25 protein-coding genes and 1 tRNA gene are annotated in these 25,788 nt (G+C 70.5%); 15 read left to right on the forward strand and 11 right to left on the reverse strand.

The window, feature by feature from the left end; translation table 11 throughout:
* Nucleotides 1-17: 17 nt before the first annotated feature.
* Nucleotides 18-560: a hypothetical protein gene (locus AC07OA_RS20805; protein ID WP_494665733.1), complete on the reverse strand. Its 543-nt coding sequence runs from the start codon at nt 558-560 to the stop codon at nt 18-20.
* Nucleotides 561-1,267: 707 nt separating this feature from the next.
* On the opposite strand from AC07OA_RS20805, the gene AC07OA_RS20810 reads away from it, so the two are divergent.
* Nucleotides 1,268-1,891 (forward strand): hypothetical protein, encoded by a 624-nt coding sequence (locus tag AC07OA_RS20810; RefSeq protein ID WP_494665734.1) that lies wholly within the window; start codon nt 1,268-1,270, stop codon nt 1,889-1,891.
* 106 nt (nt 1,892-1,997) lie between these two features.
* On the forward strand, nt 1,998-2,348 hold the full coding sequence (locus tag AC07OA_RS20815) for a PilZ domain-containing protein (RefSeq protein ID WP_494665735.1): 351 nt from the start codon (nt 1,998-2,000) through the stop codon (nt 2,346-2,348).
* 59 nt (nt 2,349-2,407) lie between these two features.
* On the opposite strand, the gene AC07OA_RS20820 is transcribed toward AC07OA_RS20815, so the two are convergent.
* The 7 genes from AC07OA_RS20820 to hemC form a co-directional block, all read right to left on the reverse strand.
* The gene (locus tag AC07OA_RS20820; protein WP_494665736.1) at nt 2,408-4,435 is read right to left on the reverse strand and encodes a TonB-dependent receptor plug domain-containing protein; all 2,028 of its coding nucleotides are present in this window, start codon (nt 4,433-4,435) and stop codon (nt 2,408-2,410) included.
* A 26-nt stretch (nt 4,436-4,461) separates the two neighbouring features.
* Nucleotides 4,462-4,986, reverse strand: coding sequence for a hypothetical protein (locus tag AC07OA_RS20825; RefSeq protein ID WP_494665737.1), 525 nt, complete (start codon nt 4,984-4,986; stop codon nt 4,462-4,464).
* Between the two features lie 515 nt (nt 4,987-5,501).
* Nucleotides 5,502-5,577 (reverse strand) — tRNA-Thr (locus AC07OA_RS20830).
* Between the two features lie 77 nt (nt 5,578-5,654).
* Complete coding sequence (locus AC07OA_RS20835) at nt 5,655-7,202, reverse strand: heme biosynthesis protein HemY (protein WP_494665738.1); 1,548 nt, start codon at nt 7,200-7,202, stop codon at nt 5,655-5,657.
* Complete coding sequence (locus tag AC07OA_RS20840) at nt 7,199-8,089, reverse strand: COG4223 family protein (protein WP_494665739.1); 891 nt, start codon at nt 8,087-8,089, stop codon at nt 7,199-7,201. Before AC07OA_RS20840 ends, AC07OA_RS20835 begins: the two co-directional genes overlap by 4 nt.
* Before the next feature lie 43 nt (nt 8,090-8,132).
* On the reverse strand, nt 8,133-8,834 hold the full coding sequence (locus AC07OA_RS20845; RefSeq protein ID WP_494665740.1) for a uroporphyrinogen-III synthase: 702 nt from the start codon (nt 8,832-8,834) through the stop codon (nt 8,133-8,135).
* 3 nt (nt 8,835-8,837) lie between these two features.
* Nucleotides 8,838-9,794, reverse strand: a complete 957-nt coding sequence (hemC, locus tag AC07OA_RS20850; RefSeq protein WP_494665741.1) for a hydroxymethylbilane synthase — start codon at nt 9,792-9,794, stop codon at nt 8,838-8,840.
* Nucleotides 9,795-9,865: 71 nt separating this feature from the next.
* Here hemC and tsaD point away from each other — a divergent pair, with 71 nt between their 5' ends.
* The 6 genes from tsaD to AC07OA_RS20880 all read left to right on the forward strand — a co-directional run bounded on the left by tsaD (nt 9,866) and on the right by AC07OA_RS20880 (nt 14,049).
* Nucleotides 9,866-10,969 (forward strand): tRNA (adenosine(37)-N6)-threonylcarbamoyltransferase complex transferase subunit TsaD, encoded by a 1,104-nt coding sequence (tsaD, locus tag AC07OA_RS20855; RefSeq protein WP_494665742.1) that lies wholly within the window; start codon nt 9,866-9,868, stop codon nt 10,967-10,969.
* A complete protein-coding gene (locus AC07OA_RS20860) occupies nt 10,966-11,961 on the forward strand; it encodes an NAD(P)H-dependent glycerol-3-phosphate dehydrogenase (protein ID WP_494665743.1) in 996 nt (331 codons plus the stop codon). The genes tsaD and AC07OA_RS20860 overlap by 4 nt, the downstream gene beginning before the upstream one ends.
* A 25-nt stretch (nt 11,962-11,986) precedes the next feature.
* Nucleotides 11,987-12,268: a YciI family protein gene (locus tag AC07OA_RS20865; RefSeq protein ID WP_494665744.1), complete on the forward strand. Its 282-nt coding sequence runs from the start codon at nt 11,987-11,989 to the stop codon at nt 12,266-12,268.
* Nucleotides 12,265-12,633, forward strand: coding sequence for a Rieske (2Fe-2S) protein (locus AC07OA_RS20870; RefSeq protein WP_494665745.1), 369 nt, complete (start codon nt 12,265-12,267; stop codon nt 12,631-12,633). The genes AC07OA_RS20865 and AC07OA_RS20870 overlap by 4 nt, the downstream gene beginning before the upstream one ends.
* Before the next feature lie 68 nt (nt 12,634-12,701).
* Nucleotides 12,702-13,205, forward strand: coding sequence for an Hcp family type VI secretion system effector (locus AC07OA_RS20875; protein WP_494665746.1), 504 nt, complete (start codon nt 12,702-12,704; stop codon nt 13,203-13,205).
* Between the two features lie 58 nt (nt 13,206-13,263).
* The gene (locus tag AC07OA_RS20880) at nt 13,264-14,049 is read left to right on the forward strand and encodes a class I SAM-dependent methyltransferase (RefSeq protein ID WP_494665747.1); all 786 of its coding nucleotides are present in this window, start codon (nt 13,264-13,266) and stop codon (nt 14,047-14,049) included.
* A gap of 99 nt (nt 14,050-14,148) precedes the next feature.
* On the opposite strand, the gene AC07OA_RS20885 is transcribed toward AC07OA_RS20880, so the two are convergent.
* Entirely contained in the window at nt 14,149-14,898 is a 750-nt protein-coding gene (locus tag AC07OA_RS20885; protein ID WP_494665748.1) for a creatininase family protein, read from the reverse strand.
* A gap of 176 nt (nt 14,899-15,074) precedes the next feature.
* Here AC07OA_RS20885 and acs point away from each other — a divergent pair, with 176 nt between their 5' ends.
* The 7 genes from acs to AC07OA_RS20920 all read left to right on the forward strand — a co-directional run bounded on the left by acs (nt 15,075) and on the right by AC07OA_RS20920 (nt 24,775).
* Nucleotides 15,075-17,015 carry an acetate--CoA ligase gene (acs, locus tag AC07OA_RS20890; protein ID WP_494665749.1) on the forward strand — a complete coding sequence of 647 codons (1,941 nt, stop codon included), beginning with the start codon at nt 15,075-15,077 and terminating at the stop codon, nt 17,013-17,015.
* A gap of 35 nt (nt 17,016-17,050) precedes the next feature.
* On the forward strand, nt 17,051-17,641 hold the full coding sequence (locus tag AC07OA_RS20895; protein ID WP_494665750.1) for an SRPBCC family protein: 591 nt from the start codon (nt 17,051-17,053) through the stop codon (nt 17,639-17,641).
* A complete protein-coding gene (locus AC07OA_RS20900; protein ID WP_494665751.1) occupies nt 17,638-17,997 on the forward strand; it encodes a thiol-disulfide oxidoreductase DCC family protein in 360 nt (119 codons plus the stop codon). The genes AC07OA_RS20895 and AC07OA_RS20900 overlap by 4 nt, the downstream gene beginning before the upstream one ends.
* A gap of 73 nt (nt 17,998-18,070) precedes the next feature.
* The gene (locus AC07OA_RS20905) at nt 18,071-19,720 is read left to right on the forward strand and encodes a DUF4166 domain-containing protein (RefSeq protein WP_494665752.1); all 1,650 of its coding nucleotides are present in this window, start codon (nt 18,071-18,073) and stop codon (nt 19,718-19,720) included.
* Nucleotides 19,721-19,793: 73 nt separating this feature from the next.
* The gene (locus AC07OA_RS20910; RefSeq protein ID WP_494665753.1) at nt 19,794-22,643 is read left to right on the forward strand and encodes a M16 family metallopeptidase; all 2,850 of its coding nucleotides are present in this window, start codon (nt 19,794-19,796) and stop codon (nt 22,641-22,643) included.
* A 67-nt stretch (nt 22,644-22,710) separates the two neighbouring features.
* Nucleotides 22,711-23,523, forward strand: a complete 813-nt coding sequence (locus AC07OA_RS20915) for an LOG family protein (protein WP_494665754.1) — start codon at nt 22,711-22,713, stop codon at nt 23,521-23,523.
* A 10-nt stretch (nt 23,524-23,533) separates the two neighbouring features.
* Nucleotides 23,534-24,775: a flavin monoamine oxidase family protein gene (locus AC07OA_RS20920; protein ID WP_494665755.1), complete on the forward strand. Its 1,242-nt coding sequence runs from the start codon at nt 23,534-23,536 to the stop codon at nt 24,773-24,775.
* Here the strand turns inward: AC07OA_RS20920 and mscL are convergent.
* Together mscL and AC07OA_RS20930 are read right to left on the reverse strand one after the other, a co-directional pair.
* A complete protein-coding gene (gene mscL / locus AC07OA_RS20925; protein ID WP_494665756.1) occupies nt 24,772-25,194 on the reverse strand; it encodes a large-conductance mechanosensitive channel protein MscL in 423 nt (140 codons plus the stop codon). The two genes, AC07OA_RS20920 and mscL, sit on opposite strands and share 4 nt — an antisense overlap.
* Before the next feature lie 96 nt (nt 25,195-25,290).
* Nucleotides 25,291-25,575 (reverse strand): integration host factor subunit beta, encoded by a 285-nt coding sequence (locus tag AC07OA_RS20930; protein ID WP_007676040.1) that lies wholly within the window; start codon nt 25,573-25,575, stop codon nt 25,291-25,293.
* Nucleotides 25,576-25,788 lie beyond the last annotated feature (213 nt).

The following is a 25,788-nucleotide window of genomic DNA, read 5'->3' on the forward strand; positions in this document are numbered from 1 at the left end:
CAGGCGACCAGGCGCTACTAGCCGCCGCAGTACGTGGCCACGACACCCGCGCAGGGGTCGAAGGCGGCCGGGGTTCCGGTCGCGCCGCCGGCGCCTTGCAGGTTCACCAGCACGCTGACCGACGGATCGCCGTTGGTCGCGCCGGTCACCGTCGCCGTTTGGCCGGTGGCCTTCAGCTGAGCCAGCACCGCCGGATCGTTGGCGACCTTGGAGGCGAATTGCGGCGCCACCTTGGCGGCGACCTTGACGGCCACGCCGGCGCTGATGACGCCGCTCTTCACGGCCATGATCAGGGCGTTGGCGATCACTTCCGGCGTGGCGCCGCTGGTCGACAGCGCCTGGCTGACCGAAGCCTCGATGGCGGCCAGCTTGGCGTCGGGCGTGAGCCCTTGGAAGCCGTCCACCGAAGCGGCGTCGCGCGCGGCGCCGCCAATGACGCTTTGCAGCGAAGACGCGGTGGCCGCGGCCTCGATGGCGCGGGCCCAGACCACGGATTGGCCGACCGGGGCGATGACCAGGGCCAGGCCGACGGCGACAGCACTCAGATGACGCGATGACATGGCGAGTTCCTCACTTTGAATGTCCCCAGCGATATAATGCCGCAGGCGCGAACACTCCAGCATTATTTATAGACCGTTAGGAATGAATGGCTTGTGACTCAGGAATTGCACTGGAACAGGCCATTTTCCCCGTCCGACTGACGGGAAAGTAGCAGGTTGGCAGCATAACCCGCATCCTGTGGGCGGTGATTAACTGTACCACTCGCGCAAAAATCGCATTCGCCTTGCGGGCGATTTAAAACAACTGATCAAGTCCTCGGGACGATTTGAACATAGGTTAATCATACCACGAATGACCGCGAATGACCGCGAGTCTAGCGGCGGGTGCGACGTCGACGCCTGAGCATCCGCAGCACGACCTGCTCCACGCTGGGCCAGATCAGCAACGCCACGAAACCCAGAATGATCAGACCGGCCAACAACACAGGTTCGCTCCAGACAATGCGCGCCGATAACACGCCGGTGTGACGATCGTCTCCCCGGTCCCGCCGGAAACCGCGCGCCACGCGCGATTCCGCGTGGGGCGCCCACAACCCGGGCGGGATTTGCGTCGCCGCCGCCCGATTTGACGCCCGACTGGGTCGCCGCCGCTACAGAGCGGACATGGTCTGGCCGCAAGCCCACGCTAGCAGGAGCCGCACCGGCGTCGGGCCGCGAAGGAGAAGCCGTGCGCCCGCCGCTGTGTTTCAGATCATGAGTTCGAGGTCATGAGACGCCGCGCGCGACGCCGGCTGATGCTGATCGGCGCGGGCTCGCTGGCCCTGCACGCGGGACTGGGCTGGATCCTGCTGGCCGGCGTGCGTCCGATTCCGACCCAGGTCGATCCCCAGAGCCTGATCGTCCAGCTGGTGAACGATGCCCCGCCGCCCGCGCCCCGCGCCGCCCCGGCCGAGGCCGCCCCTCGCCCCGCCGCCGCGCCCTCGCCGCATGCCACGCCGCGCGCGGCGCCTCCGGACGCCCCCAAGGCCCCCTCCGTCTTGCCCGTTTCGCCCGTTGCGCCGCCCGGCGTGGTCGCCCCGCCAGGCTTCACCGCGCGCGGAACCCCGACCGGCGGCGGCGAGCCCCTGCGCCAGGCCGCCCGCCAGAGCGCCTGCACCGAGGCCGACGTCGTCAAGCTGACCAAGGCCGAGCGCGAGGCCTGCGCCGAGCGGCTGGGCGCCAGGAACAAGAACGGCCCGGCCCTCTACGCCGCCATCGATCCGGACAAGAAGGACGCCTTCGACGGCGACTGCAAGAAGGACGACGACTGGTGCCTCTACCGCGCGGGCAAGGGGCCATATCCGGGCCTGTTCGCCATCGGCAAGAAGCGGAAGATCAAGGGATGGGACTGAGCGGCCCTGCCCCGATCCTTGACCGAGAGCACGGTTTTCGATCACCAGGCCCGAGAACGAGGTCTAGGGCGCGACACGCGCCGCCAACTGGGGTTAGGCTGCACGCATGAGTTCCGCCCACACTGGATCCGAAGGGATCGACAAGCGCGCCAGTCCGCGTTTCCCCGCCACGCGCAAGGTCTATCTCGTCAGCGGCCGCAAGGCCTCCAAGTGCTCGCTGATCGACATCGCCGAGGGCGGGGCCCGCATTTCCGTCGCCGGCCTGACCGACCTCACCGAAGAGATGATCATGGTCGACGGCGGGGTGTCGCGCGTGCATCTGAGCCGCGTGGTCTGGCGCTCGGACCGCGAGGCGGGCCTGCAGTTCGTGGCCTCGGAGTCGTTCTCCGGCCCGGCCGGGGGCAAGGACGGCGCGCTGGACATCGCCACCCGCTTTTCCATGAAACTGGCGCGCTGAACGAAAAAAGGCCCCGCCTTCCGGCGGGGCCTTTCTCGTCTTGGATCAAGTCCTGGGTCTTACCAGGCCTTGCTGAGGGTCACGAAGGCGCGACGCTCGACTTCCAGGCCGGCCGTCTGGCGCTGGTGGTCTTCCGACAGGCCTTGGCCGCTGACGGCCAGGGTGATGCCGTGGTCGAAGCCGTAGGCCACGCGACCGCCCAGGGCGATGTAGCTGTCGACCTTGGCCAGGGTCGGCGCGCCGCCCGTGAACAGGTAGGCCTTGTGGTCACCCGTATAGTGGGCGAAGGCGTCGGCCGACCATTGGGCGTTGCTCCAGCCGAACCCGACATTGGCGCGGACTTCCGGCGTGGTCGCCGAATAGGCCACGTAGCGCAGCGTGGGCGAGAAGCCCGTGGCCGGCTGGTCGTCGACGTCGGTGAAGGTCCAGTCGGCGTTCCAGTGATAGCCGCCCTGGATCTTGCCCGAGGCCGTCAGCTCCACGCCCCACATCTTGCTGTCGCCGACGTTGCGGTAGGAGATCAGCGGCAGGCTGACCAGGGTCGGGGCCACGTCGATCTGGGCCGAGGTGGGCGAACCCTTCACGTCCTCGGTCTTCTGGCTGAAGACGCTGACGCCGGCCTTGGCGTTCAGGCTCGTGACGTTGCGCTCGTAACCGATCTCGTAGTTGGTGACGATCGCCGGATCCAGGGTCGGATTGCCGATGACGCCGACCGTGTAGGGACCGGCCTGGACCTTCAGCTGCACCGCGCCCAGATCGACCAGGGTCGGCACCTGCACGCCGCGCGCGGCGGTCAGCTTGAAGGTGTCGTTGGCGGTCGGGCGATAGACGGCGCCGAGGTTGTAGCTGGCTTCCTTGATCGAGCGATCCCAGTAGGCGTTGGTCACCGGCGGATAGCCGGTCGGGAACGTGCCTTCGCGCGACAGCGACAGGTCGTCGTAGCGGCCCGCGGCGGTCACGGCCAGCTTGTCGCTGATCGCCCAGTTCCACATGCCCGAGACCGAGACGACCTCGTAGCTCAGCTTGCCGCCGGCCAGCGGGGCCGTGTTGACCTCGTTCTTGCGGTACTCGCCGCCGACGCGGAAGGTGTGCTTCGCGCCGATCTTGAACAGGTCCTGGACGCTGACGACGTCCAGCTTGTTCTCGAAGCGGGCCTTCTGACCGACGACGGTCTGCTTGGCCGTCAGGTTGGTCTCATAGGCCGACAGTTGCAGCAGGCCCAGCTTGGTGTCGGACGACAGGGTGCCCTTGACCGAGGTGGTGACGTACTTGCTGGGCGAGTAGGCGTAGTTGGAGACCGCCTCGCTGATCTGGACGTTCGACCACGAACCTTCGATGCGCAGCTCGGTCTTGTCGGTCAGCTGGGCGATGGTGTCGAGGTTGGCCGAGACGCGGGCCGGGTCGGTCAGCTGGCTGGCCAGGACGCCCGAACCGGGGCGGTTGCCGTATTCGTCCATCTGGGCCGCGCCGGCCGTCAGGCGGGCGAAGACGCGGTCGCCCAGCTTCACCGACTTGCCGATCGACACTTCGCCGTAGCCGTTGGCGCCGCCGGTGACGTTGACGAAGCCGGTCGAGTCGAACTTGGGGTTCTGGGTGATGATGTTGACCACGCCGCCCACGGCGTTGAAGCCGAACAGGGCGCTGTTGGGGCCCTTCACGACTTCGATCTGGCGGATTTCCGACAGCTGCACCGGCAGGGCGGCCCAGGCGGTGTAGCCGTAGTGGTCCAGATACACCTGGCGGCCGTTGATCAGCACCAGCAGGCGCGGCGACATCGCCTGGGCATAGCCGCGGACGCTGACGTCCGAGGCGCCGGCGCCCCAGTTCAGCACGTCCAGGCCGGCAACGCGGCTGAGGATGGTCGGCAGGTCGACGGCGCCCGAGCGCTTGATGTCGTCGGCCGAGATGATGTCCATGGCGACCGGAACTTCGGTCGAGCGCTGGGGCGAACCGGTGGCGCTGGTGGTGACCGGCTCGTTGAACAGCTGCTCCATCGACCCGTAGTCGATCGACTGGGCATGGGCGGCCGAAGCGGCCAGGATGGTGGCGAGAGTGGCCGAAACGCCGGCCAGAAGAGTCTTTTTCATGATTTTGTCTCTGGGCTCGGTTGGGATCAGACTTCGCGGATCATCATGCGGAAGGCGGCCTTGAAGACCGCGCCCACGGCGGCGGCGGCCGCGCGGTTGACGACGATCTCGACCTTGGGGTCGGCCGAAACGCTCATCACGCATTGGCCGCTGGTGGCGCAGGAAGTGTCCGAGCCGATGGTGATGATCTTCTTGGCCTTGGCGGCCGCGCCGACGTTCACGCCGGTGGTCACGTAGAGGGCGGCCACGCCCGAGACGCCCGAGACGGCCGAGGCTTCGACCGGCTTGGCGGTCAGGGTCACGGCGCCGGCGCTCATGCCGCCGCCGATGGCGGCCATCACGGCGTTCTTCTCGGCGACCGAGGCGGGCTTGGACGGATCGAAGACCACGCCCAGCACGGCCTTGCCGGTGGGGCCGTCTTCCAGGAAGGTCAGGGCGCGGCCGGCGACCTGGATGTCCTTGGCCGCGTCGGCATGGGCGGCGCTCAGTGGCGCCAGAGCCAGGGTCAGTGCGCAGAGCGCCACGACGCCCCGGGTGTTGTTTTTCGACATTCTTGCATCCCCTGCCCGAGTTTTCTTCCGGGCTTCACGAGGGGCCTGATGTCGCGTTGCAGGTAAACAAGACTGTAACGACAATCACATAACGCCGGTATAATTCCTGTGTTGATCAGCCGACATTGCGTATTCCAACTGCATAATTTGCAACCTAGGGCCACAAGTAAACTTGTCTTGTCCTGTATATTTCAATTCTACTCACAACTTTTGCGCTGCAAAATCCGTCAATTAACGAATATTAACCGACATCGACATCTATTGAACTGGATTTGCTTCTTAAGAAACAGAATTATTTGACCGCACATCTGAAGATCGACCAGTTTTGGCCGGTCAAAGATCCGAGAACGGACATTTTGTCGCAATGCGGCGGAAAACCCCCGTCGCGACGTTCGGCCGCAACACCGAGCCGCGAGTAAAACTCGGAACTCGCGAGAAACGCACGCGGCCGCGCGACCCTGTTCGAGCCGAGCCATGCCGGCGACAGGGCGGGGATTTCGATTTTCGAAGGAAGGTGGTGCCGCTTACAGGACTCGAACCTGTGACCCCCTCATTACGAATGAGGTGCTCTACCAGCTGAGCTAAAGCGGCGCGCTTCGTCCTTGGGGGAGCCCCAAAGGACACTGGTGTTCCCGACGCCAAATCACCGACCCGGCGCGAGGAGGGGCCTATTTAGCGGCGCGAGGGCCGCTTGCCAAGCGTCGGCGTGAACCGGTGTTGCGACGGGGCGCCGGGGTGGGCTTTTCCGGTTCCGGCGGCGGGGGCGCGTCGAACATGTCCTCGCCCATGCCGGGGTCGTCCGGGATGGGCATCAGGGCCCCGCCGGTCTCGGCGGCGCGCACGAAGGGCGTGGATTCGGCATAGGCCGAGGGCAGCTGCGGCAGCTCGCTCATCGTGCGTTCGCGGCGCTCGAAACGGGGATGGATCAGCTCGCCGGTCTCGGCGTAGCTGACCGTCAGCCGGGCCCAGTCGTCACGGGCGTAAGCGAAGGCGCGGCCTTCGGGGTCGAGGTCGGACCAGTCGGGCTCCTGGGGCGCGGCCACGCCCCGGGCGACCCAGGCGCGGGCCTCGTCGGCCTGGCCGTTGGCGTAGGCGACGCGGGCCATCAGCCCGGCCACCCGCGCGGTCAGCGCTTCTTCCGGAAGAAGCCGGGCGGCGGCGCGGGCCGCCACGGCGTCGCCGCCGATCAGGGCGCTCTCGACCTTCAGGAGGCGGCTCTCGCGCGCCTCGGGCTTCAGATTGGCCAGGCTGGCCAGGCGCGTGGACCGCGCCTTGGGCGTCTCGCTGGTCTTCAGGTCGCGATAGGCCAGCCAGAGGGCCGGATGGGGCGCCTGTTTCCAGGCCGACTCGATCAGGCTTCCCGCCTTGCCGGCCTTGCCGTCGGCGGCCTGCAGGCGGGCGGCCATCACCACGCCCGGCGCGAAATCGGGCTTGAGCCTGGCCGACTGGACGGCGAAGTCCAGGGCCTGGGCCAGGACCTTGGGATCGTCGGACTCCTCCAGGTCGGCGGCGGAGGCGGCCAACAGGGCCGCGCGGGCCCGCTCGGCGACCAGGGGCGGCACGATCTTGCGGTCCAGCGCGCCCTGGACCAGGTCCAGCGCCGCTCTCCAGTCCCCCGCCTCCAGCCGCGCCTCGAGAAGCGCGCGCCAGGCCCAGCGGGCGGTTTTGGCCAGACCGTAGGCGGTCTCGGCGTGACGCAGGGCCAAGGCCTTGTCGCCCTCGGCCAGGGCCGTCTGCATCAGGCCGCGCAGGCCGGCCAGGCGCATTTCGGGAAAGCCCAGCATGGCGTTGTAGGCCTGGCGGGCGGCGACGTGGTCGCCGGCCGCCTCGGCGGCCTGGGCGGCCAGGACACGGACCAGCCCCGGGGCGTCCTCGGCCAGCTCGGACGCCTTCTGGGCCAGGCGGCGGGCTTCGGAGCCGTCGCCGGCGGCCACGGCCAGGAAGCCGCGCGACAAGGCCTCGACACCCTGCTTGCGCTTGGCCTCGGCCCGGGCGCGGGCGGCGCGCTGGGGCGCCTCGACCACCCACAGCAGGGCGCGCCACAGGATCGTGGCCAAAAGGGCGGTGAACAGGGTCAGCAGGGCGGCGGCGGCGGCCGTCATCTCGACCCGCCAGCCCATCCAGTCCAGGCTGGCCGCACCCGGCTCGCCGGTCAGGGCGACCATCGCCACGGCCAGGGCCGCGACCAGGAAGAAGACGAAGGCCGCGCGGATCATGGGGCCACGGACCTCGCGGCGGCGGCGTGCGTCACCTGGACCAGGCCCGCCAGGGCGTCGGCGCGGATGGCGGCGATGTGGCGATCGACCTCGACGCGGCGCTCGGCGGCCGAGCGCCACGAGGCCAGAACCGTCTGGGCGGGCAGGGGCAAGGTTTCGGTGGCGGCCAGGGCGCCCTCGATGTCGCCCTCGTTCAGCAGCTTCTGGGTCCGGGCCAGCACGGCGTCGGGGCTGGAGCCCTGGGTCGCGCCGACCTGGCGGATCGAGACGATGGTGGACAGGGCGTGGCGCAGCTTGGCCAGGAAGTCGGCGTTGTGGCCGGGATCGCGGGCGGCGACCGAGGCGCGGCCGCTCAGGGTCTCGAACTCGGCGGCCAGGCCCGCGCGTGTGGGCGCGCCGGACTGGGCCAGGCGCCCCAGGGCCCGCAGGTCGGGCGAGGCCGGCAGGATGCGCTCCAGGCCGGCCAGTTCCTCGGCGAACGGCCGGGCGGTGCGGGCGGCGTCGGCCAGGGTGGCGGCGGCCAGGGCCGCGCCGGCCGCGTCCAGCGCCTCGCGCTGGCCGGTCTCCAGCACCGCGACCCGGCCTTCCAGCTGGGCCACCCCTTCCGGCGCCGACGGCGGCGCGGCGATGGGGTCGGGCGCGCCATAGGTCGACGCCGGCCGGCCGGCCAGGGGCGCCGGCGTCGCGGCGGGCCGCTCGACCGTCGCGGGCGGCGTCTTGGGCGAGAACCAGGTCGGGCCGAACCTGGCCAGGGCCGCGCCGGCCGCCACGCAGACGATTCCGAAGACGATCAGCGCCCAGAACCCCGGTCCCAGCAGGCGACGGCGCGCGTACAGCGCAGGGTCGCGGGGGGTCTCGGTCTCAACGGGATCGGTAGCGAGCGTCATGCGCCATTCGTGCCCCACGCCGCCGCGCCGTGCAATCGTTCAGCTAGGCCGTTAGCAGGTCGAGAAGCGCGGTTTCGTTCGGATGCGGCGCGGACGCCACGGAGGCCAGGCCGCTGGCTTGAACCAGCGTCCCGAGCGGCGCGGCGACGGCCGCCGACAGGCACAGGGCCCGCAGGCCGGGGGCGGGACGGGCTTTCAGCACCTGCGCCAGCTTGCGCGCGGCGCGGGGCGAATGCAGCAGAACGGCCGCCAGATCGCCAAGCCCCGCCAGGGTTTCGGGCGACGGATCGCGGTCGACGGTCTCGTAGACGGCGACGCGCCGCGCGCTCAGGCCGGCGTCGGTGAGGGGCGCGACCAGGTCGCCGGCCGGCTCCAGGGCGCTGGGGTGCAGGACCACGCCGCCGGGGCGTCGGGCGGCGATCAGGGCCGCCAAGGCCGCGACGTCGCCGTCGGCCGAGACGACCTGCGTGAACCCCGCCTCGCGCGCCGCCGCCGTCGTGCGGTCACCGACCGCGAACGCCGGAAGGCTCCGTTCGGTCTCCAGCCGGGCGAAGGCGGCCACGCCGTTGACGCTGGTGAACGCCAGGGCCGCTACGCCGGCCAGGTCGATCTCCGGCGACAGGTCGCGGACCTCCAGCAGAGGATCGACCACCGCCTGGAAGCCCAGAGCGATCAGCCGCGCGGCGGTGGCCTCCGCGCCCGGCGAGGCCCGGGTGACCCAGATCCGCCGCGCGCCTTCGGCCATGGCCTATTCCGTGAGGATCAGGGCCGGGCCGCCCTCGGCGCGGACCGCGTCGCCCAGCTCCAGGCCCAGGGCCCGGGCCTCGTCGGCGGCGTCCTGGCTGGACAGGGTCACCGAGCCTTCGCGGCGGAAGCGCTGGACGCCGTCCGGGGTCAGGGCCTCGACGATCAGGGTCAGGGAAAGGCCGTCCAGACGCGCGTGGGCGCCAACGGCGGTGCGGCACGAGCCTTCCAGGGCGTAGAGGGCGCCGCGCTCGGCGGCGACGGCCAGGGTGGTGTCCTGGCAGCGCACGGCCTGCAGCCAGGGCTGGTCGAGGTCGCCCTCGCGGGTCTCGATGACCAGGGCGCCCTGGCCCGGGGCGGGCGGAGCGGCCAGCGGGTCCAGCCAGCTGCGGGTCAGGTGGCCCAGGCCCAGGCGGTTGAGGCCCGACTGGGCCAGCAGGATGGCGTCGGCCTCGCCGCGTTCCAGCTTGGCCAGGCGGGTGTCGACGTTGCCACGCAGCATCACGACCTCCAGGTCGGGCCGCACGTGCAGGGCCTGGGCCTGGCGACGCAAGCTGGCGGTGCCCAGGCGCGCGCCCTTGGGCAGGTCTTCCAGCCGCTCGGCGACATGGCTGATGAAGGCGTCGCGCGGATCTTCCCGCTCGGGCGTGGCGGCCAGCACCAGCCCCGGCGGCAGTTGCGCCGGCATGTCCTTCAGCGAATGGACGGCGCAGTCGATGCGGCCGTCCAGCAGGGCCTCCTCGATCTCTTTCGTAAAGAGGCCCTTGCCGCCGATCTCCATCAGGCGGCGGTCCTGGATACGGTCGCCGCTGGTGACGATGGGGATCAGCTGGGCGTAGGCGTCGATGTCTTCACCGCCACCCCACCCGAGGGCCTTGGCGATGCGGGCCTGCATCAGGCCGGACTGGGCCAGCGACAGCTTGGAGCCGCGCGCGCCGATACGGATGGGTTGCCGGGACAAGGTTCGAACGTTACCTGCAAGGTCGAAATTCGCCTTCGCTGCTACAGGAGCGGCGGGGCGCCCGCAACCAGATGACCCCCTTAAGGAAAATGGCCCTCACCATTCTCGGCCTGGAGACCAGCTGCGACGAGACCGCCGCGTCCGTCGTGCGCCGGGACGACGACGGCCACGTGGAGGTCTTGTCCTCGATCGTCGGCACCCAGTTCGAGCAGCACGCCCCGTTCGGCGGTGTGGTGCCCGAGATCGCCGCCCGCGCCCACGTGGAGGCCATCGACAGCGTCGCCGCCGAGGCCATGCGCGCGGCGGGCCTGTCGTTCGACGCCCTCGACGGGGTCGCCGCCACGGCAGGTCCCGGCCTGGTGGGCGGGGTGATGGTCGGCCTGGCGTTCGGCAAGGCCGTGGCCCTGGCCCGCGACCTGCCGCTGGTGGCGGTCAACCACCTGGAGGGCCACGCGGTCTCCGCGCGCCTGGGGGCCGACATCGCCTATCCGTTCCTGCTTCTTCTCGTCTCGGGTGGCCATTGCCAACTTTTGGAGGTGGCGGGGGTCGGCGCCTGCACCCGCCTGGGCACCACCATCGACGACGCGGCCGGCGAGGCCTTCGACAAGATCGCCAAGAGCCTGGGCCTGCCCTATCCGGGCGGCCCGGCCCTGGAGAAGCTGGCGGCGAGCGGCGATCCGACCAAGTTCGACCTCCCGCGCGCCCTGCTGGGCCGAAAGGACTGCGACTTCTCGTTCTCGGGCCTGAAGACCGCCGCCGCGCGGTTGGCGGAAAAGATCACCGACGAACAGAGCCGCGCCGACCTGGCCGCCGCCGTCCAGTTCGCCATCGCCCGCCAGCTGTCGGAACGCACCGACCGAGCCATGAAGCTCTATGCCGCCAATCACCCTGGCGAGCCGCTGCGCTTCGTCGTGGCCGGCGGGGTGGCGGCCAACGGCGCCGTGCGCGCCGCGCTCCGGAAGAACTGCGCCGACAACGGCTTTTCCTTCGACGCCCCGCCCCTGGCCTATTGCACCGACAACGCCGCCATGATCGCCCTGGCCGGGGCCGAGCGGCTGGCGGCCGGCATTTCCGACGACCTGGACGCCGTGGCGCGTCCCCGCTGGCCGCTGGACGAGGCGGCGGCGTTATCCAATCCGAGCAACAGTTTCGGACGCAAGGGAGCCAAGGCATGACCTTCAAGCACGTCGGCGTCATCGGCGCCGGAGCCTGGGGTACGGCGTTGGCGCAGGTCGCCGCCCGGGCTGGACTGCAAGTCACCCTGCAGGCCCGCGAGCCCGAGGTCGTGGCCTCCATCGCCGCCGGCCGCGAGAACACGATGTTCCTGGCGGGCGTGAAGCTGGAAGAAGCCATCACCGCCTCGGCCGACATGGCCGCGCTCTCGGCCTGCGACCTCATCCTGGCCGTGCCGCCCGCCCAGCACCTGCGCTCGGCGATCACCGCCCTGAAGCCGCACCTGAAGGCGGGCGTGCCGGTGGTGCTGTGCTCCAAGGGCGTGGAGCAAGGCACGCTGAAGCTGATGAGCGACGTGACCGCCGAGGTGCTGCCGGACGCGCCTATCGCCGTGCTGTCGGGCCCCAGCTTCGCCGGCGAGGTGGCGCGCGGCCTGCCCACCGCCGTCACCCTGGCCTGCGACGACGAGGCCCTGGGCCAGAAGATCGGCCAGGCCATCGCCATCCCGACCTTCCGCCCCTACTGGGCCGCCGACGTGATCGGGGCCGAGGCCGGCGGGGCGGTCAAGAACGTCCTGGCCATCGCCTGCGGCATCTCCGAGGGCAAGGGCCTGGGCCGCAGCGCCCATGCCGCCCTGATCACCCGCGGCTTCGCCGAACTGACCCGCCTGGCCGTGGCCCTGGGCGGCAAGGCCGAGACCGTCGCGGGCCTGTGCGGCCTGGGCGACCTGGTCCTGACCTGCTCCAGCCCCCAGTCACGCAACATGAGCGTGGGCCTGGCCCTGGGCGGCGGCCAGACCCTGGAACAGGCCCTGGCCGGCAAGGTCTCGGTGGCCGAGGGCGTGGCTTCCGCGCCCGCCGTGCGCGCCCTGGCCCGCTCGCTGAACGTCGAGACCCCGATCTGCGAGGCCGTCGCCGCCATCCTGGCCGGCGAGGTCGATGTTGACAGCGCCATTCTGGGCCTGCTGTCGCGGCCCCTGAAGGCCGAAGCCTGACCCCCTTCTGAAAAGGACCCGCCCCATGCCGCTCTACGCCATCATCTGCAAGGACAAGCCCGGCGCGCTCGAGACCCGCCTGGCCACCCGCCCCACCCACCTGGACTACCTGAACAACAGCCAGAACCTGAAACTGGCCGGCGCCCTGCTGGACGACGACGGCCAGCCGATCGGCTCGATCATCGTGGTCGAGGCCGAAGACAAGGCCGCCGCCCAGGCCCAGGCCGACAACGACCCCTTCACCGCCGCCGGCGTGTTCGAGAGCGTCGAGGTCCACACCTGGCGACTGGCGATCGGCAGCCTTTGAGCCGAACCGACCCCGCCAACCCCGCCCGCCCCGCGCCCGGGACCGTGCTGTGCCCCCTGGACGAGATCGCCTCGCCCGGGTCTCGCGGTTTCCGGTTCCGGGTCGAGGAGGCGGTGTTCGCCGGCTTCGTGATCCGGCGGGGCCAAGACGTGGTGGGCTATGTCGACAGCTGCCCCCACGCCGGCTGGCCGCTGTCGGGACCCAACGGCCGGTTCCTGACCCGCGAGAACGACCTGATCCTGTGCGCCGGCCACGCGGCCCTGTTCCGCATCGACGACGGGATGATGGTGGCCGGCCCCTGCGAGAACGTCGCCCTTTCGCCCTGGCCCGTGCGGATCGTCGACGGATCGATCGTCACGGCCTGAGCGAACGCCGGTCGCCAAAGGCGGCGACCAGGGCTAGGGTCCGCGCCCAGGGGCAAAGGGGGCGCGCCATGGACATCATTCTGCTGCAGCCGGGCGATCCGGACATCGTCACGCCGTGGGCCTATCCCAAGCTGGACGGCCTGCCAGCCGCCGCGCCCGGCGGCTTCGATCCCAGCCTGTGCGTGCCGCTGACCGCCTTCGGCCAGGACCTGAAGGCGCCGGCCTCGGCGGCCGCCCCGCCGCCGCCCAGCTTCACCCTGGTCAAGTCCGTCGACGCCCTGTCGGTGAAGCTCTACGAATTCTGCCTGCGAGCCCGGCCCCTGGGCGTGGGCCACGAGCGTCCCACCTGGCTGCACCGGATCAGCGGCGGCGCCCTGGCGCTGAGCATCGCCCTGCGCGACGCGGCGATCAGCGACATCCAGCTGCAGGGCCAGGCCGACGGCTCCACCGTCGAGCGCCTGACCCTCACCCCCAGCGAGATGCTGTGGACCTATCACGTCCCGACCGGCGGGACGCTGTTCACCGGCTGGAGCACGCTGCAGAACCGGCCGATCGCCAGTTTCACCACCTGACCGTTCCTTAACCCCTTGGCTCTAGGCTTTCCGGCGACTGAAACCGGGACAAAGCGCCATGGCCGACGGCAACGCCACGAACTTCGACGCCGACCTGACCGACGCCCACGACGCGCGGGGCCTCGGCGCCAAGCTGCGCTCGTTCGCCAAGGTCAATCCCCGCTTCGCCCCGGACCTGGCCCGCACCATGCTGGCCAAGCGCGACCACGCCGTGGTCGAGGCCTTCAACGCCCACAGCGAGGCGGTCGGCTACGAGTTCACCTCGGGCTGGGCGTCGAACAACATCCCGTTCGTCACCCCGCTGCTGCGCGAGTTCTCGGCCAAGCGCGGGGACCTGGCGCCGTTCCGCTATCTGGAGATCGGGGCCTATGAGGGCCGCAACCTCGCCTTCATGGACTGGCTGATCCCGAACCGCCTGGACGTGACGGTGATCGATCCCTGGTTCGACGAGGCCCTGAACCCGGAAGAAAAATACCACGCGGTCGAGCCGCGCTTTCATCGCAATATGGCCAAGACCGGCTTCCGCTCGATGAAGGCCCACAAGGGGTTCTCGACCTACGAGCTGCCCAAGATGCTGGCGGCGGGCGAGCAGTTCGACCTGATCTATGTGGACGGCAGCCACACGGCCCTGGCCGTGCTGATCGACCTGTGCTTCTGCGCCAGCCTGCTCAGCGTGGGCGGCATGATGGTGCTGGACGACTACTGGCACGACATCAGCGAGATCGGCGGCCCGGGCGTGAAGCAGGCCACCGACCAGTTCTACGCGGCGTTCGGCCGGTATTTCGAGATCACGGCCGTGTACCGCCAGGTGGCCCTGACGAAGATCGCCGAGATTCCGCGCTAACCCCCTCCGGCCCTCCGGGCCACCTCCCCCAGAGGGGGAGGATTGGAGCGCCCAGATGCTCCCCCTCTGGGGGAGCTGTCGCGTAGCGACTGAGGGGGCCTACGGCCTCTTCTCCGCCGAGAAGTCGGCGATATCCTCGATCAGCGATTTCGCCGCCTGGGCCACCAGCGCCCCGCCCTTTTCGGGCGTGGCCTGGGCCGGATCCGAGCCCATGCGTCCGTCGGCGTAGCGGGCGCGGAAGTCGAGGGCCTCACGGATCGGGCCGGTGGGGGCGATCTTCGGCTCGTACGACACCGACTTGATGCTTTCCGGATAGGCCCACTGGGTCACGGCGATCTCGGACGGGGTGGCGTGGCTGCCGTGGCCGACCGGGAACTGCTGGTTGGCCAGGCTGAGCACGCCCTTCAGGTCCCACCAGTTCTTCAGCTTCAGGGCGAAGGGGCAGCGCTCCTTGCGGAAGCTGTACTCGGCATAGATCTCCGAGAAGGCCGCCTCGATGGTGGCGACGTTGCCGCCGTGACCGTTGAGGAAATAGATCTTCTCGAAGCCGTGGGCGCCCAGCGAGCGCACCCAGTCGCCGATGGCGGCGATGAAGGTGGTCGGCCGCAAGAAGATGGTGCCCGGAAAGGCCAGGTGATGCTGGGCCATGCCGACATTGAAGGTGGGCGCCACCAGCACCGTCTCGGAAAGCTTGGACGCCTCGTGCGAAATGATCTCCGGACACAGCCAGTCGGTGCCCAGCAGACCCGTCGGCCCGTGCTGCTCGTTCGACCCGATCGGCACCACCACCGTCTTCGAAGTGGCGAGATAGGCCTCGATCTCGGGCCAGGTCGAAAGGGCGAGCAGCATGGCGGGACTCCGGGGCGCGCCGAGGGGGCGCGGACTATTGGTTGGGACGGCTTTACGCCCATCCAAAGGCCATGCCGACCAAATTCCCCAATGGTCTTCTTGCGCACCGCCCTGCCCTGCGCGTAACTCCGCCGCAACGAGGCCCAGGGGCCAAAAGACCAAGGGAGTAGACGGGCGTGAGCGACGGACAGGTTTTTCCGGTTCCCGAAGAGTGGGCGGCCAAGGCCCATATCGACGCCGCCGGCTATGACGCCGCCTGGAAGCGGGTGCAGGAAGACCCGGAAGGCTATTGGCGCGACCTGGCCCGGCGCCTGGACTGGATCACCGCGCCGACCAAGATCAAGGACGTCTCCTACGCCAAGGACGACTTCCACATCCACTGGTACGCCGACGGGGTGCTGAACGCCTCGGCCAACTGCCTGGACCGCCACCTGCCGCATCGCAAGGACGACGTGGCCCTGATCTTCGAGGGCGACGAGCCGGACGTCTCGTTCAAGGTCACCTACGGCGAGCTGCACGCGCAGGTCTGCAAGATGGCCAATGTCCTCAAGGACCTGGGCGCCAGGAAGGGCGACCGGATCACCATCTACCTGCCGATGATCCCCCTGGCGGCGGTGGCCATGCTGGCCTGCGCGCGGATCGGGGCGATCCACTCGGTGGTGTTCGGCGGCTTCTCGCCGGACTCGATCGCCGGCCGCATCCAGGATTGCGAGAGCCGGCTGGTGATCACCGCCGACCAGGGCCGCCGCGGCGGCAAGAAGATCCCGCTCAAGGCCAATGTCGACAAGGCGCTGGAGCAGTGCCCGGACGTCGACAAGGTGCTGGTGGTTCGCTGGACCGGCGCCGAGGTCCCGCTGGTGGAAGGCCGCGACGTGGTCTGGAACGACGTCGAGGCGGCCGCCTCGGCCGACTGCCCGCCCGAGCCCATGAGCGCGGAAGACCCGCTGTTCATCCTCTACACCTCCGGCTCGACGGGGAAGCCCAAGGGGGTGATGCACACCACCGGCGGCTATCTGATCTGGGCCAGCTGGACGCACGAGGCGGTGTTCGACTATCGGCCCGGCGAGGTGTTCTGGTGCACGGCCGACGTGGGCTGGGTCACCGGCCACAGCTATGTCGTCTACGGCCCGCTGGCCAACGGCGGGACCAGCCTGATCTTCGAGGGCGTGCCCAACCATCCCACCCCGGCCCGGTTCTGGGAGGTGGTCGACAAGCACCAGGTCGAGATCTTCTACACCGCCCCCACCGCCCTGCGCGCCCTGATGCGCGAAGGCGACGACTGGGTGACCCAGAACGATTTGTCGTCCCTGCGCCTGCTGGGCAGCGTCGGCGAGCCGATCAATCCGGAGGCTTGGCTCTGGTACCACCGCACGGTGGGCAAGGACCGCCTGCCGATCGTCGACACCTGGTGGCAGACCGAGACCGGCGGGATCCTGGTCTCGCCCCTGCCCGGCGCCACGGCGCTGAAGCCCGGCTCGGCCACCAAGCCCCTGCCGGGGGTGAACCTCCAGCTGGTCGACGCCGAGGGCAAGGTCCTGGAGGGGGCGACCGAGGGCAACCTGGTCATCACCGACAGCTGGCCGGGCCAGATGCGCGGCGTCTATGGCGACCACGACCGCTTCTTCGCCACCTACTTCTCGGCCTATCCGGGCAAGTACTTCACCGGCGACGGCTGCAAGCGCGACGAGGACGGCTATTACTGGATCACCGGCCGGGTCGACGACGTGATCAACGTCTCGGGCCACCGCCTGGGCACCGCCGAGATCGAAAGCGCCCTGGTCGCCCACGACGCCGTGGCCGAGGCCGCCGTGGTCGGCTATCCGCACGACATCAAGGGCCAGGGCGTCTACGCTTATGTGACGCTTAAGTCGGGGGTTGTAGCGACCGACGAGCTCCGACGAGACCTAGTCCTGTGGGTGCGCCAGGAGATCGGCCCGTTCGCCGCGCCCGACGTGCTGCAATGGGCCCCCGGCCTGCCCAAGACCCGCTCGGGCAAGATCATGCGCCGCATCCTGCGCAAGATCGCCGAGAACGAGCTGGGGAGCCTCGGCGACACCTCCACCCTGGCCGATCCGTCGGTGGTGGACGACCTGGTGAAAAATCGGGCCAACGCCTGATGCGCGACCGCTGAAAACTCGGCTAGGCTCGGGCCATGCGTGGCCTGGCCCTAGTCGTTGCGGTGGTGATGCAGGCGGCTCCCGCGCTCGCCTGGAGCCAGGCGGTCAATCCCGACTGGCTGCGCAGGATCGAGAGCGGCGACATCGCCCTGGAAGCCCATGCCGATCCCGGCGGGCGCGGCGGGGCGGTGCGGGCGATGATCGACATCAAGGCCCCGCCCCAGGCGGTGTGGTCCACGATCCTGGACTGCGAGCGGGCCGCGCGGATGACGCCCAGCGTCAAGCGCTGCACGGTGCTGTCGCGCGACGCCGCCGGCCGGATGGAGCTGCGCGAGCACGTGGTCAAATGGAGCTTCCTGTTGCCGGCCCTGCACTCGACCTCGCGCCTGACCCTGGAGCCCTACAAGCGCATCGGTTTCCGCTGCGAGGGCGGCGACATCAAGGACTGCGAGGGCCAGTGGCTGCTGGAGCCGCTGGAGGGCGGAGCGGCCACGCGCGTCACCTACGAGAACCGGGCCGTGGCGCCGTTCGGCATGCCCAGCGGCCTGGCCACCCTGGCCATGCGCCGCGACGTGCCCGCCGCCCTGCGCGCCCTGCGCCGCGAGAGCGTGGCGGCGGCGCGATGACCTCCACGCCTGAGCCCCCCATTCCCGAAGGACTCTGGCTGTTCGACGGGGTCTGCAACCTGTGCTCGGGCTCGGTCCAGGCGGTGCTGGCCATCGACCGCAAGGGGCTGATCCGCTTCACCCCGATCCAATCCGCCTATGGACGAAAGCTGGCCCTGGACCACGGGATCGACCCGGACCAGCCGACCAGCTTCCTGTTCCTGGACGGCGGCCGGGCCCTGGAGAAGAGCACCGCCATCCTGGCCCTGCTGCGCCGCCTGGGCTGGCCGTGGTCGTGGCTGGCGGTGGTCGGTGCCTGCCCCAGGTCTGGCGCGACCGGGCCTATGACTGGCTGGCCGCCAACCGCTACCGGCTGATGGGCAAGCGATCGACCTGCATGCTGCCGACGCCCGAGCAGAAGGCCCGCTTCGTCCTGGAGCCGCCCCTTCCATGAACGACGACCGAAAACGCATTGTCCTGGTCGGGGCCAGCGGGGTGTTCGGCCGGCGGCTGGCGGCGATGATCGCCCGCTGGCCCGACGTCGTGCTGGTGCTTGCGGCCCGCAACCTGACGCCGCTGGAGGCCCTGGCGGCGGAGCTGGGCAAGACGCCCGCCAAGATCGAGGTCGCGCGCCTGGACCGCCTCGATCCCCAGGGCCTGGCGGCGCTCGCCCCCTGGGCCGTGGTCGACGCGGCCGGGCCGTTCCAGGGCCAGGACCACGCCTTCCCCCGCGCCGTGCTGGCCGCCCGCGCCCACTACATTGACCTGGCCGACGCCCGCGACTTCGTGGCCGGCTTCGAGACGGCCCTGGGCGGCGCGGCCCATGCGGCCAAACGCTGGGCGATCACCGGCGCCAGCTCGACCCCGGCTCTCAGCCACGCGGCCCTGGACGCCCTGACCGCCGGCTGGACCCGGATCGACCGCGTCGAGGCCGCCATCTCGCCCGGCGCCCGCGCGCCGCGCGGCCTGTCGGTGATCCGCGCCATACTGGCCTGGGCGGGCGCCCCGGTGCGGGTGTTCAAGGACGGCCATTGGACCATGCGGCCCGGCTGGAGCGATCCGCGCCGCCTCGCCTTTCCGGGCCTGGGCCGCCGCTGGACGAGTCTCGCCGAGACGCCGGACCTGGACCTGCTGCCCGCCCGCTTCCATGCCCGCCGCGACGCGGTCTTCCGCGCGGGGCTGGAGCTGCCCGTCCTGCATCTGGGTCTGTGGCTGCTGAGTCTCCTGCGCCGCATCCGGCTGGTCCCGACGCTGGAGCCCCTGGCCGTGGTGCTGGGCGAGGCGGCGGGCCTGGTCGCGCCCCTGGGCTCTGACCGGGGCGGCATGGTCGCCGCCGCCGAGGGGCTGGACGCCGACGGCGCCCCGCGCCTGGCCCGCTGGAGCCTGGCCGCCGAGGCCGGCGCCGGTCCCCACACCCCGGCCGCCCCGGCGGCGGCGACGCTGCGCGCCCTGCTCGACGGCCGGCTGGAGGGCGAACCCCGCGCCACGCCCTGCGTCGGCCTGGTCGATCTGCCCGCCATCCTGCACGAGCTGCGCGATCTGCCGATCCGCACCCGGCTGGAAAGCCAGGCCCCGGAGACGCCGGGCCTCTTCCCCCGCCTGCTGGGCGAGCGCTGGGCGGCCCTGCCCGACACCGTCCGCGCCGCTCACGCCGGCGTCGAGACCGTGGTCCTGACCGGCCAGGCCCGAGGCCGGGGCGCGCCGGGCCTGGCCGCCCTGGTCCGCCGACTGCAGGGCATGCCCCCGGCCGGCCGCCACGCCACCACTGTCACGATCACGCCGGAGCGCGGCGGCGAGCGCTGGACCCGACGCTTCGGGACCCGCACCTTCGGCTCGATCATCCGGCCCGCCCAGGACGATCCCTGGACCTTCGAGGAGACGGTCGCGCCCCTGACCTTCCGCTTCACCGCCGCGCCCTATCCGGGTGGTTTTTCCTGGACCTTCGAGGGTTGGCGCCTGGGGCCGATTCCCCTGCCCCGCGCCTGGGCGCCGCTCGTGCGGGCCCGCACCTTCGGCCGAAACGGCGCCTACCGCTTCCGCGTCCTGGTCGCCCATCCGTGGCTGGGCGTGATCTTCGGCTATGCCGGACGCCTTTCATGACAACACCGTAAGCTTGGCGCCCCGGGACCGGATGATAGGGTCGCGCCCTTGAGTTTGTCGGAGCCCCGTCCCCATGATCCGTCCCGCCGCCAAGGCCGCCCTCGTCGCGCTGGCCCTTTCGACCACCGCCCTGTCTCCGATGGTCCACGCTCAGACGAAACCGACGCCCGCGACCGCCGGCGTGACGGTGCCGCCCATCGTCTACAAGGAACGGACCCTGGCCAATGGGCTGAAGGTCTACACCTCGCGCGACGCGACCACGCCCAACGTCACGGTGCAGGTCTGGTACGGCGTCGGCAGCAAGGACGATCCCGAAGGCCGCTCGGGCTTCGCGCACCTCTTCGAACACCTGATGTTCAAGTCGACGCGCAACATGCCCAACGAGTTCTTCGACCGGCTGACCGAGGACGTGGGCGGCTTCAACAACGCCTCCACCGCCGACGACTACACCAACTATTACGAGGTGGTGCCCGCCAACCACCTGCAGCGCCTGCTGTGGGCCGAGGCCGAGCGCCTGGGCTCGCTGGTCATCGACGAGGCCGTGTTCAAGTCCGAGCGCGACGTCGTGAAGGAAGAGCTGCGCCAGCGCGTCCTGGCCAATCCCTACGGCCGGTTCTTCGCCCTGAACATTCCCCAGGCCTCGTTCGACAAGCACCCCTACAAGCGCCCGGGCATCGGCTCCATCGAGGAGCTGGACGCGGCCACGGTCGACGACGTGCGCGCCTTCCACCAGGCCTATTACCGGCCCGACAACGCCGCCCTGATCGTGGTCGGCAATTTCGACGACAAGCAGCTGGACGCCTGGATCGACCAGTATTTCGCCCCGCTGAAGACCCCCGCCACGCCGATCAAGCCGGTCACGGTGGTGGAGCCGCCGCGCACCGCCGCCAAGGTCGTCTCCACCTACGGCCCCAACGTGCCGCTGCCCGCGGTGGCCATGACCTGGCTGGCCCCGGCCGCCGCCGATCCCGACACCCCGGCCCTGTCGGTGCTGGACGCCATACTGTCGGCCGGCAAGTCGTCGCGCCTCTACAACAGCCTGGTCTACGACCAGCAGATCGCCCAGCAGATCTTCTCGTCGGGCCCCGACAACGCCCAGCCGGGCCTGTTCTATGTCGGCGCGATCATGGCCGGCGGCGAGAGCGTCGAGAAGGGCGAGGCCGCCCTGTCGGCCCAGGTCGCCAAGCTGCGCACGACCCCGCCCACCGCCGCCGAACTGGCCGAGGCCAAGGCCGGCCTGCTGGCCGACGCGGTGCGCGGCCGCGAGACCATCGACGGCCGCGCCTCGGCGATCGGCTACGCCCTGCGCACCGAGGGCGACGCCGCCCGCGCCAACACCGATCTGGTCGCCCTGCAGGCGGTGACCGCCGCCGACGTCCAGCGCGTGGCCCGGAAGTACCTGGCCGACGACCGCAGGACGACGATCCGCTACCTGCCGGAATCGGCCCGGCCGGCCGGCGCCAAGGACCCGTTCGAAGCGCCCAAGCCGACCGCCTCGGTCAGCTATGACGGCCCCGTCACCACCCTGGCCCCCGAGGCCGAGCGCGTGGCCCCGCCCGCGCCCGGCCAGCCGGTCGCCCCGGTCCTGCCCACGGCGGTCGAGAAGACCCTGGCCAACGGCCTGCGAGTGATCGTGGCCAAGTCCAGCGACCTGCCGCTGATCACCGCCGACCTGACCGTCAAGGGCGGAGCAGGTTCGGACCCGGCCGGCCTGGCGGGCGTCTCGGCCCTGACCGCCGAGCTGCTGACCGAGGGCACCAAGACCCGCACCGCCACGGAGGTGGCCGCCGCCACCGAGGCCCTGGGCGCCAATCTGGAAGCCGGCTCGGGCTGGGAGGCCTCGTCCCTGACCCTGGACGTCATCGCCGACAAGGTGCCCCAGGCCCTGGCGATCATGGCCGACGTGGCCCGCAACCCCGCCTTCAAGGCCGAGGAGCTGGACCGGGTGAAGGCCGAGGCCTTGGACAGCCTGTCGGTCGCCTTCCAGCGTCCGGGCAGCGTCGCCGGCTTCATCGTGCCCACCGTGATCTACGGCGGCTCGGGCTTCGGCCACGTGGCCGGCGGCACGCCCGCCTCCCTGCCCAAGATCCAGCGCGACGCCCTGGTCAAGACCCACGCCGCCAACTGGCGTCCCGACAACGCCATCCTCGTGCTGACCGGCGACCTGACGCCCGAGCAGGGCTTCGCCCTGGCCGAAAAGGCGTTCGGCGGCTGGGCCAAGCCGGCCGGTCCGCCGCCGGCCCCGGTCAAGGGCCCGACCGCCTACGCGCCCCGGAACCTGGTCGTCGACCTGCCCGGCACGGGCCAGGCGGCGGTGATCGTGGCCAAGCCGGCCATACTGCGCGCCGACCCGCGCTACTATGCCGGCCTGGTGACCAACGGCCTGCTGGGCGGCGGCTATTCCTCGCGCCTGAACCAGGAGATCCGCATCAAGCGAGGCCTGTCCTACGGCGCCGGCTCCAGCCTGTCGCCGCGCGCGGCCATCGGCGGGTTCACCGCCAGCGTCCAGACCAAGAACGAGTCCGCCGCCCAGGTCGTCGGCCTGATCAAGGACGAGCTGACCCGCCTGGGCGCCGAGCCGGCTTCGACCGCCGAGCTGTCGGCCCGCAAGTCCACCCTGATCGGCGACTACGGCCGCGACCTGGGCACTTCGGGGGGTCTCGCCGACACCCTGGGCTCCCTGGCCCTCTACGGCGTGCCGCTGACCGAGATCCAGGCCTATACGGCCAAGGTCGAGGCGGTGACCCCGGCCGAGGTCCAGGCCTTCTCCAAGAGCGTGCTCGATCCGGCCCAGTCCAGCGTCATCGTGGTGGGCGACGCCAAGACCTTCGGCGACACGGTCAAGGCCGCCCTGCCGGGCGCGACGGAGATCCCCGTCGACCAGCTGGACCTGGACAGCCCGAGCCTGACGAAGAGCAAGTAGACCTTGCGGGAACCGGGGACATGCTCATGTGCATGTCCCCATCCGTTGGTTCGTCCATGAGTTCCCGATGACCGATCAGACCCCGCCCGACGCCGCCGCCCAGCTGGCCTCGCCCTCCTACCGCCTGGCGGCCCTGGACCAGGATTTCCTGCTGGGCGAGTCCATGCGGGGCGTGCGGTTCCTGCTGGAGTTCGCCAAGGCCGACGAGGCCCTGAAGGCCTGGGGCGTGCGCTCGACCATCGTGGTGTTCGGCAGCGCCCGGGTGCGCGAGGACGGTAGCGACGAGCAGGCCCGCTGGTACCGCGAGGCCCGGCGGTTCGGCGCCATCGCCAGCGAGCGCGGCGGGGCGATCCATGCCGAAGACGGGGTGCGCGACAACGTCATCGCCACCGGCGGCGGGCCGGGGATCATGGAGGCGGCCAATCGCGGGGCCTTCGACGCCGGCGCGCCGTCGGTCGGGTTCAACATCACCCTGCCGCACGAGCAGTCGCCCAATCCCTACGCCACGCCGGACCTGTCGTTCCGCTTCCACTACTTCGCCATGCGCAAGATGCACCTGGCGATGCGGGCCAACGCCCTGGTGGTGTTCCCCGGCGGCTTCGGCACCTTCGACGAGTTGTTCGAGATCCTGACCCTGCGCCAGACCGACAAGGCCCCGCGCATCCCCATCGTGCTGTTCGACGAGGCCTATTGGCGCTCGGTGATCAATTTCGACGCCCTGGCCGCGCACGGCATGATCGCCGCCTCGGACCTGGAGCTTTTCCGCTTCGCCGAGGACGCCGAGGGGGTGTGGAAGAGCCTGCTGGCCTGTGGGCTGAAGCCGGGGGATTCCATCGAGCTGGAGAGCGACCAGGTTCCGCCCGCCGAACCGCCGGTCTAGGTTCGCGCTCATGACCGAAGTCGACGTCGCCATCATCGGAGCCGGGGCCGCCGGTCTCGCCGCCGCCTCGGCCCTGGCGGGCGCGCCCCTGACCACCCTCGTGCTGGAGGCGCAAGGACGCGTCGGCGGCCGGGCCCACACGATCGGCCACGAGGGCCTGCCGCTGGATCTCGGCTGCGAGTGGCTGCACTCGGCCGACCGCAACCCGCTAGTGGACGCCATCGCGGCTCTGGGCCTGACCATCGACAAGACCCCGCCGCCCTGGGCCCATCCGGAGGCCACTCCCACCCTCGACGCCGAGGAGCGCCGGGCCTATGGCGCGGTCTTCGCGGCCCTGGACGAGAAGGTCGAGGCGGCGGCGCGGGAGGCCGGTGCCAAGAACGAGGATGGCCCCGTCTCGCGGCTGCTGGACCCCCACGACCGCTGGACCCCGCTGCTGAACGCCTTCAGCGCCTATTACAACGGCGCGGAGTTCGACCAGGTCTCGATCCAGGACTACGCGGTCTACGAGGACAGCGAGGTCAATTGGCGGGTGCGCGAGGGCTACGGGACCGGCATCGCGGGCCTGGCGCCGGCGGGCGTGCGGATCGTCCTGGACTGCCCGGTCAGCGTGCTGCGCCACGACGGGCCGCGCCTGGTGCTGGAGACGCCCAAGGGGACGATCTCGGCGCGGGCGGCCGTGGTCTGCGTCTCCACCGGCGTGCTGGCGGCCGGCGCCTTGCGCATCCTGCCCGAACTGCCCGCCAAGCTGGCCGCCGCCGAGGGCCTGCCATTGGGCCTGGCCGACAAGGTGTTCCTGAGCCTGGCCGAGCCGGAGGCCTTCGGGGTGGAGACCATGGTCTATGGCGATCCCCGGCGGACCGCGACGGGGTCGTACCACCTGCGGCCGCTGGGCCGACCGATCATCGAAGCCTTCTTCGGCGGCGCCCATGCGCGCGGGCTGGAGGCGGAGGGTCCCGGCGCGGCGGCGGCCTTCGCCGTCGAGGAACTGGTGGGCGTCTACGGCTCGGACCTGCGGCGCCGGGTGTCGGTGATCACCGAGACGGGCTGGTCGCGCGATCCCTGGGCCCTGGGCTCGTATTCGCACGCCCTGCCCGGACGGGCGGGCGAGCGCGCCGCCCTGGCCGCGCCGGTGGACGGCCGGCTGTTCTTCGCCGGCGAGGCCTGCTCGCCCCATTCCTTCTCCACCGCCCACGGCGCCTGGCAGACGGGGCTGCGGGCGGCGCGGGAGGTGTTGGAGACCCTGCTCTAGGCCTTGGGCTTGGCCAGCAGGTCGCGGATCTCGGTCAGCAGCTTTTCCTCCGGCGTCGGGGCCGGCGGGGCGGAAGGCGCGGGGTCCTCGGCGTCGGCGCGGCGGATCTGGTTGACCAGCTTGACCAGCAGGAACACCACCGCCGCCACGATCAGGAACTGGATCACGGTGTTGATGAAGGCGCCGTACTGGATGGCCACCAGCTCGACCGCCTCGGTGGCCGGGTTCTCGGGCTTGAGCACCCATTGCAGCTTGGAGAAGTCGAGCCCGCCGGTCAGCAGGCCGATGGGCGGCATGATCACCTGGTCGACCAGGCTCTTGACGATGCCGTTGAAGGCCGCGCCGATGATGACGCCGACGGCCAGGTCGATGACGTTGCCGCGCGCGATGAACTCGCGGAATTCCTTCAGGATGCTCATGCAGGCCTTCTCCGACGCTTGAAAGCTCCGGAAGCTGAAGGCGTTCGGCCCGGGCGGTCAAGCGCGGCCGAAGGATCGTTTACAATCGAGGACGGACTATTCGTCGGCGTTAAGGCGACCGCGCAGTTCCTTGCCGCTCTTGAAGAACGGCACGTGCTTGGCGCGGACGTCGACGGTTTCGCCGGTGCGCGGATTGCGGCCGGCGCGGGCCGGGCGCGAGCGCACCGACAGGGCGCCGAAGCCGCGCAGTTCGACCCGGCCGCCTTCTTCGAGCGCACCGATCATGCGTTCAAGGATGACGCCGACGACGCGTTCGACGTCTTTCTGGGTCAGGTGCGGATTCTCGTTCGCGAGCCTGGCGATGAGTTCGGACTTGATCATCGATATCCCCGACGCGCCAAAGCGGTTCCGGGGAGGCGGACCCGGCGCGCGTGCGACCTTTGCCCAAGCCGGCCTGAGTCTTCAAGGGGAAAGCGCGCGACTCGCGTCGGGTTTGCGACGAACGGGGTTAATAGCCGCGCCGGATGAAACGGCCAGTTTAGGTCGAGTGCGGGGCGCGTCGAGGTCAGCGGCGGCCCGCCCAAGCTCACTCAG

Source organism: Caulobacter sp. GW821-FHT09B08 (assembly GCF_059418225.1).

What these genes read in the sequence shown, in the direction of transcription:
- AC07OA_RS20910 (WP_494665753.1), top strand. Translation starts at nt 19,794, where the DNA reads ATGATCCGTCCCGCCGCCAAGGCCGCCCTCGTCGCGCTGGCCCTTTCG.
- AC07OA_RS20880 (WP_494665747.1), top strand. Translation starts at nt 13,264, where the DNA reads ATGGCCGACGGCAACGCCACGAACTTCGACGCCGACCTGACCGACGCC.
- AC07OA_RS20810 (WP_494665734.1), top strand. Translation starts at nt 1,268, where the DNA reads ATGAGACGCCGCGCGCGACGCCGGCTGATGCTGATCGGCGCGGGCTCG.
- tsaD (WP_494665742.1), top strand. Translation starts at nt 9,866, where the DNA reads ATGACCCCCTTAAGGAAAATGGCCCTCACCATTCTCGGCCTGGAGACC.
- AC07OA_RS20915 (WP_494665754.1), top strand. Translation starts at nt 22,711, where the DNA reads ATGACCGATCAGACCCCGCCCGACGCCGCCGCCCAGCTGGCCTCGCCC.
- AC07OA_RS20835 (WP_494665738.1), bottom strand. Translation starts at nt 7,202, where the DNA reads ATGATCCGCGCGGCCTTCGTCTTCTTCCTGGTCGCGGCCCTGGCCGTG.
- AC07OA_RS20860 (WP_494665743.1), top strand. Translation starts at nt 10,966, where the DNA reads ATGACCTTCAAGCACGTCGGCGTCATCGGCGCCGGAGCCTGGGGTACG.
- AC07OA_RS20845 (WP_494665740.1), bottom strand. Translation starts at nt 8,834, where the DNA reads ATGGCCGAAGGCGCGCGGCGGATCTGGGTCACCCGGGCCTCGCCGGGC.
- AC07OA_RS20825 (WP_494665737.1), bottom strand. Translation starts at nt 4,986, where the DNA reads ATGTCGAAAAACAACACCCGGGGCGTCGTGGCGCTCTGCGCACTGACC.
- AC07OA_RS20875 (WP_494665746.1), top strand. Translation starts at nt 12,702, where the DNA reads ATGGACATCATTCTGCTGCAGCCGGGCGATCCGGACATCGTCACGCCG.
- AC07OA_RS20865 (WP_494665744.1), top strand. Translation starts at nt 11,987, where the DNA reads ATGCCGCTCTACGCCATCATCTGCAAGGACAAGCCCGGCGCGCTCGAG.
- AC07OA_RS20920 (WP_494665755.1), top strand. Translation starts at nt 23,534, where the DNA reads ATGACCGAAGTCGACGTCGCCATCATCGGAGCCGGGGCCGCCGGTCTC.
- AC07OA_RS20820 (WP_494665736.1), bottom strand. Translation starts at nt 4,435, where the DNA reads ATGAAAAAGACTCTTCTGGCCGGCGTTTCGGCCACTCTCGCCACCATC.
- AC07OA_RS20930 (WP_007676040.1), bottom strand. Translation starts at nt 25,575, where the DNA reads ATGATCAAGTCCGAACTCATCGCCAGGCTCGCGAACGAGAATCCGCAC.
- AC07OA_RS20840 (WP_494665739.1), bottom strand. Translation starts at nt 8,089, where the DNA reads ATGACGCTCGCTACCGATCCCGTTGAGACCGAGACCCCCCGCGACCCT.
- AC07OA_RS20815 (WP_494665735.1), top strand. Translation starts at nt 1,998, where the DNA reads ATGAGTTCCGCCCACACTGGATCCGAAGGGATCGACAAGCGCGCCAGT.
- mscL (WP_494665756.1), bottom strand. Translation starts at nt 25,194, where the DNA reads ATGAGCATCCTGAAGGAATTCCGCGAGTTCATCGCGCGCGGCAACGTC.
- AC07OA_RS20905 (WP_494665752.1), top strand. Translation starts at nt 18,071, where the DNA reads ATGAACGACGACCGAAAACGCATTGTCCTGGTCGGGGCCAGCGGGGTG.
- AC07OA_RS20900 (WP_494665751.1), top strand. Translation starts at nt 17,638, where the DNA reads ATGACCTCCACGCCTGAGCCCCCCATTCCCGAAGGACTCTGGCTGTTC.
- AC07OA_RS20805 (WP_494665733.1), bottom strand. Translation starts at nt 560, where the DNA reads ATGTCATCGCGTCATCTGAGTGCTGTCGCCGTCGGCCTGGCCCTGGTC.
- AC07OA_RS20895 (WP_494665750.1), top strand. Translation starts at nt 17,051, where the DNA reads ATGCGTGGCCTGGCCCTAGTCGTTGCGGTGGTGATGCAGGCGGCTCCC.
- AC07OA_RS20885 (WP_494665748.1), bottom strand. Translation starts at nt 14,898, where the DNA reads ATGCTGCTCGCCCTTTCGACCTGGCCCGAGATCGAGGCCTATCTCGCC.